Raw genomic sequence first — 18,251 nt, forward strand, 5'->3', positions numbered from 1 at the left:
GTTTTTCCTTGTTCCGGCAGCCATCACTTCGGTCTCCATATAGGGCCTCAAAGGATCGCGCATGTTTGAAAACCTGACCGACCGTCTCTCGCAGACGCTGCGCCATGTCACCGGCAAGGCCAAGCTGACCGAGGACAATATCAAAGACACCCTGCGCGAAGTGCGCATGGCGTTGCTCGAAGCCGACGTCGCCCTGCCGGTGGTGAAGGACTTCGTCAATTCGGTCAAGGACCGTGCGGTCGGCACCGAGGTGTCGCGCAGTCTGACGCCGGGCCAGGCGTTCGTGAAGATCGTCCAGGCCGAGCTCGAAAGCCTGATGGGCGCCGCCAACGAAGACCTGAACCTCAGCGCCGTGCCGCCTGCGGTGGTGCTGATGGCCGGTCTGCAAGGTGCGGGTAAAACCACCACCGTCGGCAAGCTGGCGCGCTTCCTCAAGGAGCGCAAGAAGAAAAGCGTGATGGTGGTGTCGGCCGACGTTTACCGTCCGGCAGCGATCAAACAGCTGGAAACCCTGGCTGGCGACATCGGCGTGACCTTCTTCCCGTCCGATCTCAGCCAGAAGCCGGTGGACATCGCTGAAGCGGCTATTAAAGAAGCCCGCCTCAAATTCATCGACGTGGTCATTGTCGACACCGCCGGTCGTCTGCACATCGACGACGAGATGATGACCGAGATCAAGCAGCTGCACGCGGCGATCAAGCCCGTGGAGACGCTGTTCGTGGTCGACGCCATGACCGGCCAGGACGCCGCCAACACGGCCAAGGCCTTTGGCGATGCGTTGCCACTGACCGGCGTGATCCTGACCAAGGTCGACGGCGACGCCCGTGGCGGTGCCGCTCTGTCGGTACGGGCCATCACCGGCAAGCCGATCAAGTTCATCGGTATGGGCGAGAAGAGCGAAGCGCTCGAGCCGTTCCACCCGGAGCGGATCGCCTCGCGCATCCTCGGCATGGGCGACGTGCTCAGCCTGATCGAGAAGGCCGAACAGACCCTCGACAAGGAAAAAGCCGACAAACTGGCTAAAAAGCTGAAGAAAGGCAAAGGCTTCGACCTCGAAGACTTCCGCGACCAGCTGCAACAGATGAAGAACATGGGCGGCCTCGGTGGCCTGATGGACAAACTGCCGAACATCGGCGGGGTCAATCTGGCGCAGATGGGCAATGCCCAGGGCGCGGCCGAGAAGCAGTTCAAGCAGATGGAAGCCATCATCAACTCCATGACCCCGGCCGAGCGCCGCGACCCTGAGCTGATCAGCGGTTCGCGCAAACGCCGGATCGCCATGGGCTCCGGCACCCAGGTGCAGGACATCGGACGCTTGATCAAGCAGCACAAGCAGATGCAGAAGATGATGAAGAAATTCTCCGCCAAAGGCGGTATGGCCAAGATGATGCGCGGCATGGGCGGTATGTTGCCCGGCGGCGGCATGCCTAAAATGTAAAAGATTCGCGTCGGCCTGACGGCCGGCGCTACCCCCGCAGGGATGCGGGGGATCGCCAGTAAACCCGCGTTTAGCGGGAGCTGACCTGCCGTCTTGACGACGGCTCTATAGCAAATCTTGATTGCATGGCGCCAGGCGCCGGAAAAAGTCATTTGCAAAAGTCCGGATATTCCTTAGAATATGCGGCCTTTCGGGCACCCATGCCCGCTGTGCATTTAGATTTGCAGCACCGACTACAGGAACGATGTTCACATGCTAACAATCCGTCTTGCCCTTGGCGGCTCCAAAAAGCGCCCGTTTTACCACCTGACCGTAACCGACAGCCGCAACGCTCGTGACGGTTCGCACAAAGAACAAGTGGGTTTCTTCAACCCAGTTGCTCGTGGTCAGGAAGTTCGTCTGTCCGTGAACCAAGAGCGCGTAGCCTACTGGCTGAGCGTTGGTGCACAACCATCTGAGCGTGTTGCTCAGCTGTTGAAGGAAAACGCTAAGGTTGCGGCCTGAGCAATATGAACGCGACGCCGGCTTCTACCGATGATTTGATCGTTATCGGCAAGATCTATTCTGTTCATGGCGTTCGCGGCGAAGTGAAGGTGTATTCCTTTACTGATCCAATTAAAAACCTGTTGGACTACAAAACCTGGACGCTCCGGCGCGAAGGTAGCGTGAAACAGGTAGAGCTGGTCAGCGGACGCGGGAACGACAAGTTCCTGGTCGCAAAGCTCAAGGATCTCGATGATCGTGAAGAAGCGCGTCTTCTGGCCGGTTATGAGATCTGTGTGCCGCGCAACCTGTTCCCAGACCTGACCGACGGCGAGTACTACTGGTACCAGCTGGAAGGTCTCAAGGTTATCGACACCCTCGGACAACTGTTCGGGAAAATCGATCACCTGCTGGAGACTGGCTCGAATGATGTCATGGTGGTCAAGCCTTGCCCGGGCAGCCTGGATGATCGCGAACGCCTGTTGCCCTATACGGAGCAATGCGTGTTGGCTGTCGACCTTGCCGCTGGCGAGATGAAGGTGGATTGGGACGCGGACTTCTAAGCGATGGCTAGCCTACGCGTAGAAGTGATCAGTTTGTTTCCCGAAATGTTTTCCGCCATCAGCGACTACGGCATCACCAGTCGTGCGGTGAAACAGGGGCTCTTGCAGCTGACCTGTTGGAATCCGCGGGACTACACGACGGATCGACATCACACTGTGGATGATCGCCCATTTGGCGGTGGTCCGGGCATGGTGATGAAGATCAAGCCCCTTGAGGACGCCCTGGTTCAGGCCAAGGCAGCAGCAGGGGAGGCGGCGAAGGTCATTTACCTGTCGCCCCAAGGCCGACAACTGAATCAGTTGGCGGTACGCGACCTGGCGAACGAGGATGCCTTGATCCTCATTGCAGGTCGTTATGAAGGCATTGACGAGCGCTTTATAGACGCTCATGTCGATGAAGAGTGGTCGATTGGGGACTATGTTCTTTCCGGTGGCGAGCTGCCGGCGATGGTCCTGATAGATGCGGTTACACGGCTGCTGCCTGGAGCTTTAGGGCATGCGGACTCCGCGGAGGAAGATTCCTTCACGGATGGTTTGCTGGATTGCCCGCACTACACCCGTCCGGAGGTGTATGCGGATCAGCGTGTTCCCGACGTGTTGCTCAGTGGCAACCACGCACATATCCGGCGTTGGCGTCTGAAGCAGTCCCTTGGCAGGACCTCGGAACGACGCGCCGATCTTCTGGAAAGCCGCTCGCTTTCTGGAGAAGAGAAGAAGCTGCTCGAGGAATACATCCGCGAGCGGGACGATAGTTAACAACGTATCGATGGTAGATCGAACGATTTACCTTAGGAGCACAGCATGACTAACAAAATCATTCTGCAACTCGAAGCCGAGCAGATGACCAAAGAGATCCCTACCTTTGCCCCGGGCGACACCATTGTCGTTCAGGTGAAAGTGAAGGAAGGCGACCGTTCGCGTCTGCAAGCGTTCGAAGGCGTGGTAATTGCCAAGCGTAACCGCGGTGTGAACAGCGCGTTCACCGTACGTAAAATCTCCAACGGTGTTGGCGTAGAGCGTACTTTCCAGACCTACAGCCCGCAAATCGACAGCATGGCTGTCAAGCGTCGCGGTGATGTACGTAAGGCCAAGCTGTACTACCTGCGTGACCTGTCGGGTAAAGCAGCTCGCATCAAGGAAAAACTGGCTTAAGTCCAGCTTCCGATGCAGAAAAAAGCAGCCTACGGGCTGCTTTTTTGTTATGTGCCATACCGTGTGTGAGCGTTATCTACCTGGCTGGCTGTGCTGATCTCTACCGTTACGGGGAGCAGTTTGGGTAGCATGGGGGCTTCAGCTGTCGCATCAGCCTCTGAGGTTCAAGCGTGAGATTGCCGGACACTATTCCCCCTCGACTCAATACAGGTACCGCGCTGGGACAGGCCTTGATTTCCATGTTCAAGTCCGTCGAGGCTGAACTCGAGCTTGAAGGCGCTGAGCCGGGTGCAGTCAAGGTGATCGTATTCGGTGGATGTGCTGTTCACTTGTACACAAATCATCGTGTTTCCACGGACGTTGATGCCGAGATTTATGAGGCTAATGTGCCTGAAGGGCTCCATCTTCAAACCTTGCTCGCAGAGGTCCCTGAGCAGTTTGTCGATGAGCGATCGGGGCGGCTGATGGAGTTGAACTACGACCTTCAGTACAATACGAGCTTTGGTCCAGTCCATGAGGACTATTGGGAGCGAAGCCTTCCCCTTCCAGAATTTCCTGTTGGATCTGCGCTGCACCTTCACATTGCTGCGCCTGTCGACATCGCCATTTCCAAGCTGGGTAGGGCCACGGATCAGGATATTGGCGATATCATCGCGCTGCTCAGGGCCGGCTTCATAGTGACCGACGAGTTCCGTCGGCTGGCATTGCAGGCGATTGATGTGTATGTTGGCAACAAAGAGCCCCCAATATCCGTTCTTACCAATATTTTGCGGGACTATCTGGAGACTACAGATGACGAAGCCCCGTAATGGCCACGTCCTCTCATCCGCTTTGGACACATTGGCCAAGAGCCCTTTGAATCAGGCAGATGATGCTGCGCTTGTGAGTGCGGCCAAGGCTGTTTGGTACTCCGATTTGAATCTTGTCAATGAAGCCAGGGTTTTCCTGAGTCGTCATACCAATGAGTTGGAGGTTCGGCGCGCGGGCTATTTGCTTGAGCGGTTCACACGGTTTTCGTGCGTAACTGATAGCCGTGTGGCGGAAACCTTCAATGCCCTTGAGCTTTTTGCGCGCAAGACCCCTAAGCGGGATGTTGAGCCAAAGGTAGCGGTTTCATTGCGAAAGCGCCGTGATGAGCTGGCCTTTTCCTGGGGGCTAAGCGAGGGGCTTGGGTTGAAGGTACAAACCCTCATGCCCTTGCAGACTCGACATTATGAAGCTGAGCAGCGCGCAGCGTTTGCCTGAGTTTCCGGCTTCGGTTTTCGAGTTTCTATGTCCGCCATCGACCATCCCCTTATCGATCAATTCCTCGACGCTTTGTGGCTCGAAAAAGGTCTCTCCGACAATACCCGCGACGCTTATCGCAGCGATCTGGCGCTGTTCAACGGCTGGTTGCAGGAAAAAGGCGTGGAGCTGGACAAGGCCGGTCGCGAACTGATCCTCGATCACCTGGCCTGGCGTCTGGAACAAGCCTACAAACCGCGCTCCACGGCACGTTTTCTCTCCGGTGTGCGGGGTTTCTACCGTTACCTGTTGCGCGAGAGGCTGATTGCCGTCGATCCGACCTTGCAGGTCGAGATGCCGCAGTTGGGCCGGCCGCTGCCAAAATCCCTGTCGGAAGCCGATGTCGAAGCGCTGCTGGCTGCCCCGGACTTGAGCGAGGCCATCGGCCAGCGTGACCGGGCCATGCTCGAAGTGCTCTACGCCTGCGGGCTGCGGGTTACCGAACTGATCAGCCTGACCCTGGAACAGGTCAATCTGCGCCAGGGCGTGTTGCGGGTCATGGGCAAGGGTAGCAAGGAACGGCTGGTGCCCATGGGTGAAGAGGCGATTGTCTGGGTCGAGCGTTACCTGCGCGATGCCCGGGTCGAACTGCTCGGCGGGCGCCCCAGCGATGTGCTGTTTCCCAGCCTGCGGGGCGAACAGATGACCCGCCAGACCTTCTGGCACCGGATCAAGCACCAGGCCAAGGTCGCCGGGATCGGCAAATCGCTGTCGCCACATACCTTGCGCCATGCTTTCGCCACGCACTTGCTCAACCATGGCGCGGACCTGCGGGTGGTGCAGATGTTGCTCGGTCACAGCGACCTCTCGACCACGCAGATCTACACCCATGTGGCCCGGGCACGCCTGCAGGATATGCACGCCAAACACCACCCGCGCGGCTAAGCCACACAGGGGTTCGGCCCCGCCGGGCTTATGTGATAGGCTCTATCGGTTTGCAAAGCGGGCGCTTGAAACCGATCCGTTTCCCCGTGGTCGTATCAGCCTCGGCCCCTTTGCCCGCCTTCAGGAGTTCCCATGCGTTTGACCCAGATTTTCGCCGTCGCTGCCCTTGCCCTGGTCAGCTCCCTGGCCTTGGCCGACGACACCGCCGAGCAGGCGATTCGCAAGAGCCTCGAGAGCCTTCAACTGGAAACCCCGGTGGACAGCATCAGCCCCAGCCCCCTGGCCGGCTTGTATGAAGTCAAGCTCAAGGGCAGCCGCGTACTCTACGCCAGTGCCGACGGCCAGTTCGTCATGCAGGGCTACCTGTTCCAGCTCAAGGACGGCAAGCCGGTCAACCTCACCGAGAAAACCGAACGCCTGGGCGTGTCCAAGCTGATCAACGGTATTCCGGTAGCTGAAACCGTGGTCTACCCGGCCATCGGCGAAACCAAATCGCATATCACCGTGTTCACCGACACCACCTGCCCGTACTGCCACAAGCTGCATGCCGAAGTGCCGGCGCTGAACAAGATGGGCATTGAAGTGCGCTACGTCGCGTTCCCGCGCCAGGGCCTCGGCTCGCCGGGCGACGAGCAGTTGCAGGCGGTCTGGTGCTCGGCCGACAAGAAAGCGGCGATGGACAAGATGGTCGAAGGCGACGATATCAAGGCGGCCAAGTGCGCCAACCCGGTGTCCAAGCAATTCGCCCTCGGTCAATCGATCGGTGTCAACGGCACGCCAGCAATTGTTTTAGCTGATGGTCAGGTAATTCCGGGCTACCAGCCGGCGGCACAAGTTGCCAAACTGGCACTGTCCGCCAAGTAATTCAGCCTCGTCATGCTCAACCTTTGACGAGCATGGCCCGCGGAACGGGTTCCCGGGTCATCAATAGCGAGCCGCTGGCAGTCCAGCGGCTGTTTTCCACGGCCGACCTCGTGTCGGCCGTTTCATGGGGAGTTCAGAGTGAAACCGGTCAAAGTAGGCATCTGTGGGTTAGGTACCGTCGGTGGCGGCACCTTCAACGTACTTCAGCGTAACGCCGAGGAGATTGCCCGCCGTGCCGGGCGTGGAATCGAAGTGGCTCAAATTGCCATGCGTACGCCAAAGCCTCAGTTCCAGACAACCGGTATTGCGATTACCAACGATGTATTCGAAGTCGCGAGCAACCCTGAGATCGATATCGTCGTCGAGCTGATGGGCGGCTACACCGTGGCCCGCGAGCTGGTGCTCTGCGCCATCGAGAACGGCAAGCACGTGGTCACCGCCAACAAGGCGCTGATCGCCGTGCACGGTAACGAAATCTTCGCCAAGGCCCGCGAGAAGGGCGTGATCGTCGCGTTCGAAGCGGCAGTGGCCGGCGGTATCCCGGTGATCAAGGCGATTCGCGAAGGCCTCTCGGCCAACCGCATCAACTGGGTCGCCGGCATCATCAACGGCACCGGTAACTTCATCCTCACCGAAATGCGCGAGAAGGGCCGTACCTTCGAAGACGTGCTGGCCGAGGCCCAGGCCCTGGGTTACGCCGAAACCGATCCGACCTTCGACGTCGAAGGCATCGACGCCGCGCACAAGCTGACGATCCTGGCTTCGATCGCTTTCGGTATCCCGCTGCAGTTCGACAAGGCCTACACCGAAGGCATCACCAAGCTGACCACCGCTGACGTCAACTACGCCGAGGCCCTGGGCTATCGCATCAAGCACCTGGGCGTGGCTCGTAGCACCGCCGCCGGTATCGAGTTGCGGGTTCACCCGACGCTGATCCCTGCCGACCGTCTGCTGGCCAACGTCAATGGCGTGATGAACGCCGTGATGGTCAACGGCGATGCTTCCGGTTCGACCCTGTTCTACGGCGCCGGTGCCGGCATGGAGCCGACGGCTTCATCGGTCATTGCCGACCTGGTGGATGTGGTTCGTGCCATGACCAGCGATCCGGAAAACCGCGTCCCGCACCTGGCCTTCCAGCCGGATTCGCTGTCGGCTCACCCGATACTGCCGATCGAAGAGTGCGAAAGCGCCTACTACCTGCGTATCCAGGCCAAGGACCATCCGGGCGTGCTGGCCCAGGTCGCGAGCATCCTGTCGGAACGCGGCATCAATATCGAATCGATCATGCAGAAGGAAGTCGAAGAACACGACGGCCTGGTGCCGATGATCCTGCTGACCCATCGCGTGCGCGAGCAGCATATCAACGACGCCATCGCGGCGCTGGAGGCCCTGCAAGGCGTGGTTGGCCCTGTCGTGCGGATCCGCGTCGAACATTTGAATTAAACAAGCAGCTGCGAGCTGCAAGCTCCAAGCGGCAAGCAAAAGCCCAGTTGCTTTTGGCTTGCGGCTCGGAGCTTGCAGCTCGCAGCCCAAACCGAAGGTTTGCTCTCATGCGCTACATCAGTACCCGCGGCCAGGCACCGGCCCTGAACTTCGAAGACGTGCTGCTGGCCGGTCTCGCCAGCGACGGCGGCCTGTACGTGCCGGAAAACCTGCCACGTTTCACCCAGGAAGAAATCGCTTCCTGGGCCGGCCTGCCGTATCACGAGCTGGCATTCCGGGTCATGCGCCCGTTCGTCACCGGCAGCATTCCGGACGCCGACTTCAAGAAAATTCTCGAGGAAACCTACGGCGCTTTCTCCCATGGCTCCGTGGCGCCATTGCGCCAGCTGAACGGCAACGAATGGGTGCTCGAGCTGTTCCACGGCCCGACCCTGGCGTTCAAGGACTTCGCCCTGCAACTGCTCGGTCGTCTGCTCGACTATGTGCTGGCCAAACGTGGCGAGCGCGTGGTGATTGTCGGCGCCACCTCCGGTGACACCGGCTCGGCCGCCATCGAAGGCTGCAAGCACTGCGAGAACGTCGACATCTTCATCCTCCACCCGCACAACCGGGTGTCCGAGGTGCAGCGTCGGCAGATGACCACCCTGTTCGGCGACAACATCCACAACATCGCCATCGAAGGCAACTTCGACGACTGCCAGGAAATGGTCAAGAACAGCTTCGCCGACCAGAGCTTCCTCAAAGGCACGCGCCTGGTCGCGGTGAACTCGATCAACTGGGCGCGGATCATGGCCCAGATCGTCTACTACTTCCACGCTGCCCTGCAGTTGGGCGGCCCGGCCCGTTCGGTGGCGTTCTCGGTGCCGACCGGCAACTTCGGCGACATCTTCGCCGGCTACCTGGCGCGCAACATGGGCCTGCCGATCAGCCAGCTGATCGTCGCCACCAACCGCAACGACATCCTGCACCGCTTCATGAGCGGCAACCAGTACGTCAAGGACACCCTGCACGCGACCCTGTCGCCGTCCATGGACATCATGGTTTCGTCGAACTTCGAACGCCTGCTGTTCGACTTGCACGGGCGCAACGGCGCGGCCATCGCCGGCTTGATGGACACCTTCAAGCAAGGTGGCGGTTTCAGTGTCGACCAGGACCGCTGGAGCGAAGCGCGCAAGCTGTTCGACTCCCTGGCCGTGGACGATGCACAGACCTGCGAAACCATCGCTGAAGTCTTCGCCCAGAGCGGTGAAGTCCTCGATCCGCACACCGCCATCGGCGTACGTGCGGCTCGCGAGTGCCGACGTAGCCTGGACACCCCGATGGTGATCCTGGGGACCGCGCATCCGGTCAAGTTTCCTGAGGCAGTGGAGAAAGCTGGCGTAGGAAAAGCACTCGAACTACCTGCGCACCTTTCCGATTTGTTTGAGCGAGATGAGCGTTGCACGGTCTTGGCCAATGACTTGAAAGTCGTTCAGGCCTTTGTCAGCCAGCATGGTAACCGTGGTAAGCCGCTCTGACAGACTAGAACGGTCACACATTAAAGCCCGCCCCTTGGCGGGCTTTATCGTTTTCGCATGTCAAACTTGCCTTGTTTTTTTGCCATTTCTTGAAATGGGCCGAAGGGGGCAAGTCGTTCGTCATGGTGTTTTTGGGTCGATCCATACAATCCGTTCTGGGCATTCTGTGCGGGTGGCTGCTGCTGTGCGTGCCCGTCAGCGCACTGGCGGCCCAGGGCCTGCCGTTCAGCTTGCCGCCCTCGTTCGTCGAGGTCGAGCGCCTGCCCCTGAGTCCGGAGGAGGAGCAATGGCTGGGGCCCGAACGAACCTTGCGGGTGGGGATTTCGGTCGCCGACTATGAGCCCGTCGATATCACCAACGACCGCAACCGCTACCAGGGCATCAGTGCCGATTACGTCGGGCTGATCCGCGATCGCCTGGGGGTGGGGGTCCAGGTGCTCGGCTTCGGCGAGCGCGACCAGGCCGTCGAGGCATTGCGCAACGGCCAGATCGATATTCTCACCAGTGCCAACGGCTACGAGCGCGGCGTGCCCGGGCTGACGTTCTCCAGCGACTATATGCCGGACCGTTCGGTGATCGTCGGCCGCGCCGGCGGCCATGGCTTTCACGATCTGAACGGCAAGAAGGTGGTGTTGCTCGACGGTTACGCCGATGCCCAGGTGGTACACGCGACCTATCCGCAGAGCGAGATCATCCTCGCCCCGACCCTCTACAGTGCCCTGGAGGCATTGTCCCAGGGCGAGGTCGAGGCGTTTATCGGTAACGAGGTGATCGTCCGGGCCTACAAGAGCCTGCGGCCCTACATGGGCGTGCACATCAAGGACAAGAGCGAGTTGCCGCCGATTGGCTTCGCCTTTGCCACGCGCCAGTCCGATCACGTGCTCAGCGACCTGGTGGAGCGGGTCCTGGACAATACCGACAACGCCACGCGGCGGGAGATCCTCGCCCGCTGGACCACCGGCTTCGGCTCGGACATCACCCAGCAGCGCATCAGCCTCACCGCCGCGGAGCTGGCCTGGATCGACCGCCATCCGCGGGTCTCGGTGGTGGCCCAGCCGTATCCGCCACATATCTACAGGGACGGCCATAACCGCTGGGTCGGTCTCAATCCGGACCTGCTGTCGCGCATTTCGCGTATGACCGGCCTGGAGTTCGAGTTCCGCGAAACCGGCTCCACCGCCGAAAGCGTCGATCTGCTGCACGACGGCAAGGCGTTGATGAGCACGACGTTGGCCGAAAGTGTCGAGCGCAAGGCTTTCCTCAATTTCACCTACGCCTTTGGCGGCAGCGCCTGGGTGTTCGTGGTGCGCGTGCACGACTCGCCCCTCGGCTCGCTTTCGCAGTTGTCCGGGCGGGTGCTGGTAATGCCGGAAAAACATGCGCTGGAACCGATGATCCGCAAGAACTACCCGGACATCGAACTGATCACGGTCAAGACGCCGGAGGAGGCCCGGGCGATGGTCGAGCGTGGCGAAGCGACCGCAACGATCCAGAGCGATACGCGGGCCTACCTGTATCCGCCGGGGCGGCTGAAGGTCGGGCGCAGTGTCGAAGGGCTCTGGTCGGCGGACAGTTTCTCGGTGGTCAAGACCGAGCCGGAGCTGCTGAGTATTCTGAACAAGGCCCTGGAGGCGTTTCCCGTGGCCGAACTGCGCGCGCTGCGGATCAAATGGCACGGCGCGATCGGTGTCGCGCCAATGCGTCCGGTCTGGGAACGGGTGCCGCGTTGGGTCTACGTTCTGACGGCGGTGATGATCCTGCTGGGGGGGGTGTCCCTGGCCTGGAACCGTCGGCTGAATATCCAGGTTCGCCAGCGGCGCCGGGCCGAACAGGAACTCAGCGATCAACTGGCTTTCCAGCGCGCCCTGCTGGACGGTATCCCCAATCCGATTTTCGTGCGCGACCTGGACGGTCGCATGATGACCTGCAATCGCAGTTACCAGGAACGTCTTTCCACCACCCTGGAACAGGTCCAGGGCCGACGGATCACCGAAGTGGATATCTTGCCCCAGGCCACCGCGGAGCAACTGCATGCCGAGTTTATCCAGCTGTTCGAGGACCAGCAGCCGCAGTTCAAGGACCGTCAGCTCGACTTTGCCAGCGGTCGGATCGACATCTATCAGTGGATGGTGCCGTTCTATTCGGCGGAGGCGCAATTGCAGGGACTGCTCGGTGGCTGGATCGACATCACCGAACGCAAACAGCTCGAGGCCCAGTTGATGGAGGCACGCCAGCAGGCAGAGCAGGCCAACCAGGCCAAGAGCGCGTTCCTGGCGACCATGAGTCATGAAATTCGCACCCCCATGGTGGCGATCATCGGCCTGCTTGAACTCGAGCGCGAACAGGTCCGGGCTGATGGGCAGGAACTCTCCCAGGCGCTGCAGGTGGCGTACCAGTCGGCACAGGAACTGACGGACTTGATCGGCGACAGCCTCGATCTGGCCAAGATCGAGGCCGGCGGCATGCACCTGGCGTTGCGCGCCGGCTCCCTGGTCGAGCATCTGGAAAGCGTACGGCAACTGTTCGAGGCCACGGCGCGGGGCAAGGGCATCGAGTTGGTCCTGGAGATGGAACCGGGTTTGGCGGGCGATTACTGGTTCGACCCGCTGCGTTTGCGCCAGGTGTTGAACAACCTGATCGGCAATGCACTGAAATTTACCGCCGAGGGCTCCGTGCGTATTCACGTGCGCAGGGCGGCGTCGACAGTAGAGCTGGAAACCTTGCATATCAGCATCGAAGACAGTGGCAAGGGGATCGGCCTTGAACAGCAGAAAACGCTCTTCACCCCCTTTGTCCAGATCCGTGGTCAGGCCGATGAAGAATACGGTGGTACCGGCCTGGGCTTGAGTATCTGCAAGCAACTGGTGGAGTTGATGGGCGGCAGCATCGCCTTGTTGAGCCGGTCGGGAGAAGGCACGCGGGTGCGTATCGAACTGGCCCTCAAACCCGTGGGGCAGGCCCCTGCCGTGCCTCCCTTGGCGGAGGCACCCAGGCCTCGGCTGGCGTCGCTCAAGGTGTTGATTGTCGACGACCTGTCCGCCAACTGCCTGGTGCTCAACCAGCAGTTGCGTTTTCTCGGCCAGCAGGTCGTCGCCTGCCAGAGTGGCGAGGCCGCGTTGCAGGCGTTGCAGGAGGAGCCCTTCGATCTGGTGATCACCGATTGCAATATGCCGGACATGAGCGGTTATGCACTGGCCGAGGCGATACGCCGGATCGAGGCCCGGGAGCAGCGAGCGCCGTGCCCGGTGGTCGGTTGTACGGCCAATGCCATGAGCGACGAACGTCAACGTTGCCTGCAGGCGGGGATGACCGAACTGCTGGTCAAGCCGGTCTCCCTGGATGAGCTGGCGCAACTGCTGGCGAGCATCGAGCCTGAACAGTCCTTTGATATTCAGGCCTTGAGCGCCATGACCTGTGCCAACGCGCAGGTCATGCGCCGGATGTTGCTGGAACTGCGCAAGAACCTCGAACAGGAGCGCGGGGCACTGGAGGTCGCGGCGCAGGTGCACAACTGGGAAGGCCTGGCGGTGGCGGTCCATCGGCTCAAGGGCATCGCCTGCCTGATTGATGCCATCGCCCTGGCACATGCTTGCGCCGACCTCGACAGCAGTGTGCGGCTCAAGTCCAACGAACGGGTGGCGGCGGACTGGCAGGCACTCAAGCACGCCATCGAACGGGTTCTCGACGATATCGAACCGCATCTGCGGGCGGATATTCCGGCACTTTAGGACTTGTCCTATGGGGCGCGGATGGGGTGGTTGATTAAGATCGAGGGTCATTGCGGAGTACGGCCGCCTCATTGTGTGGAGACCCTCGATGCGCGCACTCAAAGTCCTGATTCTCGAAGACAACTCTTTTCAACTGATGGCCCTGCATCAGATGCTCAATGCCGCTGGTGTCTTTGATGTGCTGACGGCGGAAAGCGTCGAGAGCGCCCGGCAGTCGTTGGCCAATCGTGGCCCTATCGATGTGGCTATCTGCGACCTGCACCTGGAGGCGGGGGATGGCCTGACGTTGATTCGTTCCCTGGCCGAGGGGCAGGAAGCGCAGGCACTGATCATCCTCAGCAGTGCCGAGCAGGAGGTGCTCGAGGGGGCTGCGCATATGGCCCGCCAGCAGGGGCTGCATGTCCTCGGTTGCCTGCGCAAGCCAGCGTCGGCCGCGGCCCTGGCGGAATTGCTGGCGAGCTATCAGCAACGTTTCGCCCGACAGCGCCCCGGCCTGCCGCTGGCCCAGGTCTGCGAGTTGCTGTCGCTGCACGAACTCCAGGCCTGCGCCGGGGCTTCGGCCATCGAAAAATACGCGACCGCGCACTTTCAACCCAAGCTGACCCATGACGGCCGAGTCGCCGGGGTCGAGGTACTGCCGCGTTGGCAACACCCGGAACAGGGGCTGTTGCTGCCCGGCAGTTTCATGCCGGTGTTGGAGTACGCCGGGCTGGCGCAGACGCTGATCTGGCAGGTGCTGGAGCAGGCCGTGAGCCTGTCGGCCGAGGTGCGTTTCGCCACGGATGAGGCCTTGCCGGTCACGGTGAGTCTTCCGGGGAACGTGCTGGAACAGCTGGACTTCTCTGAGCAACTGAAGGCCTTGCTGGAGCGTTTCGAACTACCCGCCGAGCGCTTGACCCTTGAGGTACTGGAAACCGCCGAGTCCAGCAGCGTGGCGTTGACTGAAGGCTTGCTGAGGTTGCGCATGCTCGGTTGCCAGTTGTCCGTCGGCGATTTCGGCCTGGGCGGCGGTAGCCTTCAGCGCCTGCTCGAACGGCCCTTCACCGAGCTGAAGATCACCTCGCCCTTCGTGGTCGGGATGGCGGCGGACGCGCGCAAGTCGGCGATTGTCGCCGGCGCCTTGCGCATGGCCCGGGGCATGAACTTGCAGGTGGTACTCAGCGGGGTCGACAGCGAAAGCGACTGCCTGGCGGCCAAGGCCCTGGGCGATTCGCTGATACAAGGAGATTTCGTCGCCGTGTCCATGAGTCGCGCGCAACTGTTGTCCTGGCTTGAAGTGGCGGGTTTCGGTCCGGTTTACCCGCTGTCCGGGCCTTTGAAATACGCCGCCATGAACAGCGTCAATCTGTAGCCGCCGACCCATTCAGGCCAGCCCATGTTCCTGCAGATAGAGAAACAACGCCGCATCGTTGGACAGCCCGAGCTTGCGCATGGCGCTGACCTTCTGCGCACTCACGGTCTGCTTGCTGCGGCACAGTTGCGTGGCGATTTCACCGACGGTGCGCCCGGCCGCCAGCAGGCGCGTCACCTCCAGCTCCCGGGGTGAAAGTTTCTCCTGGTCGCCCAGACGGTGCTCACCGACCTCGCCGGCCAGCGCCAGGGTCTGGCGAATCGAATTGGCCACATAGGGTCGTCGGTGACGTACCTGGGCAATGGCCTCCGGCAGCTCGGCGGCCAGGCTGGCCTTGCTCAGGAGCCCCATGACCCCGAGATCGAGAATGGAACGGAACAGCCCGGCATTGTTGAGCATGGTCACCACCACGACCGGTAGCCGCGGGTGTTGCCGAGTCACGCTTTCGAGCATGCGCAGGCCGTCGTTCTGCTGTTCGACCGGCATCATGAAGTCGGTGACCAGTACTTCGCAGGCGCAGCTTTGCAGGCGCTCCAGAAGGTCCTGCGGCGAGCTCGCCTCGCCCACCACCTTCAGGCCGGGGTCGCGTTCGAGGACGACGCGCAGGCCGATCAGGAAAATCGGATGATCGTCCGCGAGAATGATGCGCAAGGGCGGCGGGGACGTTGAGTCGGGTTGTTTTCTCTCTGTCATCTTTCTCGTTCATGCTCGCAATGGAACGGTAGGAACAGCGGCTGGATGTTCGGCTTGCACGGATATCAGGTTAGCTGGCTTGACGAACTTTCTTCTCTGACTGGCGGTCTTTGACTTCAACCCCTTTGTTTTTGACCTGTCGGGTTTTGACTATTGAGTGGTGATCGAGATGGAAAGTATCAGTCTGTTGCTGAATGAAGCATTGAGTCCTTATCCCGTGACCCTGACACCCTCGGGCAGCCAGGGTGAATGTCTGCTGACCGTGAACAACCGCGCCGGTCTGCTCCTGCTGACCCGTGAAATCAGCCACGCACAATTGAACGACAAGCGCCTGTTGACCGATGTGGTGGATGGGCTGCATCGCGATCTGCGCATTGCCGAAGGGCGCCTGGAACCCTGTGTGATCGCGGCTTTGCGTCATGCGGCCGAGGACAAGATGTTCCGTTCGGCTCGCGTGTAAAATTTTTTGGGAACCTTTTTTCCGAAAGGGTTGTCGTATTTATAACGGCAGGATCAAGCATTGTGCTCCGGTGCTTGTAGCTTGTCGTACTGGTCTTTGTAGGCCACGTTTAACCCCGAGTTGTTTCCCCACTTCTCGGGGTTTCTTTTGTCCGGCGTTTGTCACTGGTCTTCCGGGGCCAGGAAAAACTGCTTGGCGTCTTCCCGATAGGCGTCCCGTTGCTGCGGGTCGAGCCATTGGGCATAGAACTCGACCAACTGGTGCTGGCGCAGCTCTCGCAGGATCCGGTTGACGTGGGCGATCGCCGCGCGCCCCTGTTCCGTATCGGAGCAACCGACGCGGATGAACTGGTACTTGGCGACGCCCTTGATCGGATAGGACACCAGGTCTTCGGTGGCGATGCCTTGTTGCCGGGCCAGGTAGCGGACTTCCGGCCAATAGCCGAGCAGCGCGGTCAGTCGTCCCAGGCGCTGCATTTGCAACAGGCTGCCCAGGGCATCGTTACCGTAATGCGGCGCCAGGTTTTCGACGGGGGTCTGGCGCAGCAGGTCGTCGATCAGCTGGCCATAGCTGCGTTCGGCCACAATCCCCAGTTTCGGGTGATCGCTGGCCAGCAGGGCGGCGAGGTCCACCTGGCCGTCCTGCACAAAGGGTTCGATCAAGGCCCGGTCTGCCTGGCGCACGACCAGCACGTTGCTGACCTGGCCAATGCTGGGAATGGAGAACACCATCTTCTTCGCCCGTTCAGGGGTCCAGAGCAGCATCGGGTCGCAGGTAAACGACGGCTCGGCGAGCATCTGCGTGGCCCGCGCCCGGTTGACGCGCAGGCTCACGTGTTCATATTCGGGCATGGCGGCGACCAGCAAGGGCCGTAACTGATCGATGGCGCCCTGGCCCTTTTGCGGTCCCTCGAAAATGCTCAGCGGCGGCAGGTCGCGCAATAGCCAGATCAGCGTGTCCTTGGCCTGGGCCGCACTCGGCAGGGCACAGGCCAGCGCCGCCAGCAGGGCCAAGGCGGGTGGTCGACAGAGCACGTGTTGCCAGAGAAATCGAGGACTCATGCGGTCCATACCTTCTGCGCAGTCAGGTCAAAGTCTTGCCATGACGGCACTAGATCGCGCCACTTTCACGCAGGCGGGCAATCTGTGCGGCGTCATAGCCGAGGTTACCCAGTACGTGGTTGTTGTGTTCGCCCAACTCCGGCCCCACCCATTCGCTGGAGCCCGGTGTCTCCGATAGTTTTGGCACAATCCCCGGCATCTTGAAAGCCTTGCCGTCGGGCAGCTTGGCCTGGATAAACATTTCCCGGGCGAGAAATTGTGGGTCGCTGAACATGTCTTCGGCGCTGTAGATCCGGCTGGCCGGCACCTCGGCCTGGTTCAGGGTGGCGAGCAGCGCGTCCAGTGGCTGGCTGTTCACCCAGCGATCGATCACGCCGTAGATTTCGTCGCGCCGGCTGTCGCGGCCATCATTGCTGCTCAGTTGCGGATCGTCCGCCAGGTCGTCACGGCCGATGGCCTGCATGAAACGCTTGAAGATCGCGTCGCCATTGGCGCCGATCTGCACATGTTTGCCATCGGCGCTGGTGTGGATTGAGGAGGGCGTGATCCCGGGCATGATGTTGCCGGTGCGCTCGCGGATAAAACCGAACACGTCGAACTCCGGGACCATGCTTTCCATCATGGCGAAGATCGCTTCATACAAGGCCACGTCCACCACCTGGCCGCTACCGCCGTTGACTTCGCGATGACGCAGGGCCATGAGCGCGCCGATCACGCCCCAGAGCGCGGCAATCGAATCGCCGATGGAAATGCCGGTGCGCACCGGTGGGCGATCCTCGAAGCCGGTGATGTAGCGTAACCCGCCCATGGACTCGCCGACCGCGCCGAAACCGGGTTGGTCTTTCATCGGTCCGGTCTGGCCGAAGCCCGACAGGCGCACCATCACCAGTTTCGGGTTCAGGGCGTGCAGGGTTTCCCAGCCGAGGCCGAGTTTTTCCAAGACCCCGGGGCGAAAATTCTCGATGAGGATGTCCGCGTCGCTCAGCAACTGCTTGAGGATGGCCAGGCCGTCCGGGTGTTTCAGGTTCAGGGTCAAGGACTGCTTGTTGCGCGCCTGGACAAACCACCACAGCGAAGTGCCCTCGTACAGCTTGCGCCATTTGCGCAGCGGGTCGCCGCCGTCCGGCGATTCGACCTTGATCACCTGTGCGCCGAATTCGGCGCAGATGCGTGAGGCGAAAGGGCCGGCGATCAGGGTTCCAAGCTCAATGACCTTCAGGCCGGAAAGGGGTTTGGCGGTGAGCGGCATGGTGAATCCTGTTGGACAACACGGGGGCAATGAAGCTTTTTATCATGGCTGGGCGAATCAGCCTAACGGCGAGCAGTCGT

The 18,251-nt window shown here is 60.8% G+C and carries 17 protein-coding genes; 14 read left to right on the forward strand and 3 right to left on the reverse strand.

Annotated features, from left to right (window positions below; all coding sequences use genetic code 11):
- The first annotated feature begins 61 nt into the window (after window positions 1–61).
- The 13 genes from ffh to HX866_RS01595 all read left to right on the forward strand — a co-directional run bounded on the left by ffh (window position 62) and on the right by HX866_RS01595 (window position 14,708).
- Window positions 62–1,438, forward strand: coding sequence for a signal recognition particle protein (gene ffh, locus HX866_RS01535; protein WP_177093054.1), 1,377 nt, complete (start codon window positions 62–64; stop codon window positions 1,436–1,438).
- 252 nt (window positions 1,439–1,690) lie between these two features.
- Window positions 1,691–1,942 (forward strand): 30S ribosomal protein S16, encoded by a 252-nt coding sequence (rpsP, locus tag HX866_RS01540; protein ID WP_017124058.1) that lies wholly within the window; start codon window positions 1,691–1,693, stop codon window positions 1,940–1,942.
- 5 nt (window positions 1,943–1,947) lie between these two features.
- Entirely contained in the window at window positions 1,948–2,484 is a 537-nt protein-coding gene (gene rimM / locus HX866_RS01545) for a ribosome maturation factor RimM (RefSeq protein ID WP_177093053.1), read from the forward strand.
- Window positions 2,485–2,487: 3 nt separating this feature from the next.
- Complete coding sequence (gene trmD, locus HX866_RS01550; protein ID WP_177093052.1) at window positions 2,488–3,240, forward strand: tRNA (guanosine(37)-N1)-methyltransferase TrmD; 753 nt, start codon at window positions 2,488–2,490, stop codon at window positions 3,238–3,240.
- Window positions 3,241–3,285: 45 nt separating this feature from the next.
- Entirely contained in the window at window positions 3,286–3,636 is a 351-nt protein-coding gene (gene rplS, locus HX866_RS01555; protein ID WP_100944697.1) for a 50S ribosomal protein L19, read from the forward strand.
- A 239-nt stretch (window positions 3,637–3,875) separates the two neighbouring features.
- Window positions 3,876–4,445, forward strand: a complete 570-nt coding sequence (locus HX866_RS01560) for a DUF6036 family nucleotidyltransferase (protein WP_218177273.1) — start codon at window positions 3,876–3,878, stop codon at window positions 4,443–4,445.
- Window positions 4,429–4,881: a hypothetical protein gene (locus tag HX866_RS01565; RefSeq protein WP_177093050.1), complete on the forward strand. Its 453-nt coding sequence runs from the start codon at window positions 4,429–4,431 to the stop codon at window positions 4,879–4,881. Before HX866_RS01560 ends, HX866_RS01565 begins: the two co-directional genes overlap by 17 nt.
- Window positions 4,882–4,908: 27 nt before the next feature.
- Window positions 4,909–5,805: a site-specific tyrosine recombinase XerD gene (gene xerD, locus HX866_RS01570; protein ID WP_177137824.1), complete on the forward strand. Its 897-nt coding sequence runs from the start codon at window positions 4,909–4,911 to the stop codon at window positions 5,803–5,805.
- A 132-nt stretch (window positions 5,806–5,937) separates the two neighbouring features.
- Window positions 5,938–6,669 (forward strand): thioredoxin fold domain-containing protein, encoded by a 732-nt coding sequence (locus HX866_RS01575; protein ID WP_177093048.1) that lies wholly within the window; start codon window positions 5,938–5,940, stop codon window positions 6,667–6,669.
- A gap of 138 nt (window positions 6,670–6,807) precedes the next feature.
- Entirely contained in the window at window positions 6,808–8,112 is a 1,305-nt protein-coding gene (locus HX866_RS01580; protein WP_177093047.1) for a homoserine dehydrogenase, read from the forward strand.
- Window positions 8,113–8,219: 107 nt separating this feature from the next.
- Window positions 8,220–9,629, forward strand: a complete 1,410-nt coding sequence (gene thrC / locus HX866_RS01585) for a threonine synthase (RefSeq protein ID WP_177099523.1) — start codon at window positions 8,220–8,222, stop codon at window positions 9,627–9,629.
- 122 nt (window positions 9,630–9,751) lie between these two features.
- Entirely contained in the window at window positions 9,752–13,357 is a 3,606-nt protein-coding gene (locus HX866_RS01590) for an ATP-binding protein (protein ID WP_177137825.1), read from the forward strand.
- A gap of 88 nt (window positions 13,358–13,445) precedes the next feature.
- Window positions 13,446–14,708 carry an EAL domain-containing response regulator gene (locus tag HX866_RS01595; protein ID WP_177093044.1) on the forward strand — a complete coding sequence of 421 codons (1,263 nt, stop codon included), beginning with the start codon at window positions 13,446–13,448 and terminating at the stop codon, window positions 14,706–14,708.
- Between the two features lie 12 nt (window positions 14,709–14,720).
- Here HX866_RS01595 and HX866_RS01600 read toward each other — a convergent pair whose 3' ends face one another.
- A complete protein-coding gene (locus tag HX866_RS01600; RefSeq protein WP_177093043.1) occupies window positions 14,721–15,401 on the reverse strand; it encodes a response regulator transcription factor in 681 nt (226 codons plus the stop codon).
- A gap of 169 nt (window positions 15,402–15,570) precedes the next feature.
- On the opposite strand from HX866_RS01600, the gene HX866_RS01605 reads away from it, so the two are divergent.
- Entirely contained in the window at window positions 15,571–15,861 is a 291-nt protein-coding gene (locus tag HX866_RS01605) for a DUF3509 domain-containing protein (RefSeq protein WP_177093042.1), read from the forward strand.
- 161 nt (window positions 15,862–16,022) lie between these two features.
- Here the strand turns inward: HX866_RS01605 and HX866_RS01610 are convergent, their stop codons facing one another.
- Both HX866_RS01610 and HX866_RS01615 read right to left on the reverse strand, forming a co-directional pair.
- Entirely contained in the window at window positions 16,023–16,922 is a 900-nt protein-coding gene (locus HX866_RS01610) for a TIGR02285 family protein (RefSeq protein WP_177093041.1), read from the reverse strand.
- Between the two features lie 49 nt (window positions 16,923–16,971).
- A complete protein-coding gene (locus tag HX866_RS01615) occupies window positions 16,972–18,171 on the reverse strand; it encodes a CaiB/BaiF CoA transferase family protein (protein ID WP_177093040.1) in 1,200 nt (399 codons plus the stop codon).
- Window positions 18,172–18,251 lie beyond the last annotated feature (80 nt).

This window comes from Pseudomonas gingeri (assembly GCF_013386165.1).
GTDB classification, from domain to species: Bacteria; Pseudomonadota; Gammaproteobacteria; order Pseudomonadales; family Pseudomonadaceae; genus Aquipseudomonas; species Aquipseudomonas gingeri_C.

Excerpts from the sequence above, each read along its gene's own strand:
- ffh (WP_177093054.1), top strand. The coding sequence starts at position 62 with ATGTTTGAAAACCTGACCGACCGTCTCTCGCAGACGCTGCGCCATGTC.
- rpsP (WP_017124058.1), top strand. The coding sequence starts at position 1,691 with ATGCTAACAATCCGTCTTGCCCTTGGCGGCTCCAAAAAGCGCCCGTTT.
- rimM (WP_177093053.1), top strand. The coding sequence starts at position 1,948 with ATGAACGCGACGCCGGCTTCTACCGATGATTTGATCGTTATCGGCAAG.
- trmD (WP_177093052.1), top strand. The coding sequence starts at position 2,488 with ATGGCTAGCCTACGCGTAGAAGTGATCAGTTTGTTTCCCGAAATGTTT.
- rplS (WP_100944697.1), top strand. The coding sequence starts at position 3,286 with ATGACTAACAAAATCATTCTGCAACTCGAAGCCGAGCAGATGACCAAA.
- HX866_RS01560 (WP_218177273.1), top strand. The coding sequence starts at position 3,876 with ATGTTCAAGTCCGTCGAGGCTGAACTCGAGCTTGAAGGCGCTGAGCCG.
- HX866_RS01565 (WP_177093050.1), top strand. The coding sequence starts at position 4,429 with ATGACGAAGCCCCGTAATGGCCACGTCCTCTCATCCGCTTTGGACACA.
- xerD (WP_177137824.1), top strand. The coding sequence starts at position 4,909 with ATGTCCGCCATCGACCATCCCCTTATCGATCAATTCCTCGACGCTTTG.
- HX866_RS01575 (WP_177093048.1), top strand. The coding sequence starts at position 5,938 with ATGCGTTTGACCCAGATTTTCGCCGTCGCTGCCCTTGCCCTGGTCAGC.
- thrC (WP_177099523.1), top strand. The coding sequence starts at position 8,220 with ATGCGCTACATCAGTACCCGCGGCCAGGCACCGGCCCTGAACTTCGAA.
- HX866_RS01590 (WP_177137825.1), top strand. The coding sequence starts at position 9,752 with ATGGTGTTTTTGGGTCGATCCATACAATCCGTTCTGGGCATTCTGTGC.
- HX866_RS01595 (WP_177093044.1), top strand. The coding sequence starts at position 13,446 with ATGCGCGCACTCAAAGTCCTGATTCTCGAAGACAACTCTTTTCAACTG.
- HX866_RS01600 (WP_177093043.1), bottom strand. The coding sequence starts at position 15,401 with ATGACAGAGAGAAAACAACCCGACTCAACGTCCCCGCCGCCCTTGCGC.
- HX866_RS01605 (WP_177093042.1), top strand. The coding sequence starts at position 15,571 with ATGGAAAGTATCAGTCTGTTGCTGAATGAAGCATTGAGTCCTTATCCC.
- HX866_RS01610 (WP_177093041.1), bottom strand. The coding sequence starts at position 16,922 with ATGAGTCCTCGATTTCTCTGGCAACACGTGCTCTGTCGACCACCCGCC.
- HX866_RS01615 (WP_177093040.1), bottom strand. The coding sequence starts at position 18,171 with ATGCCGCTCACCGCCAAACCCCTTTCCGGCCTGAAGGTCATTGAGCTT.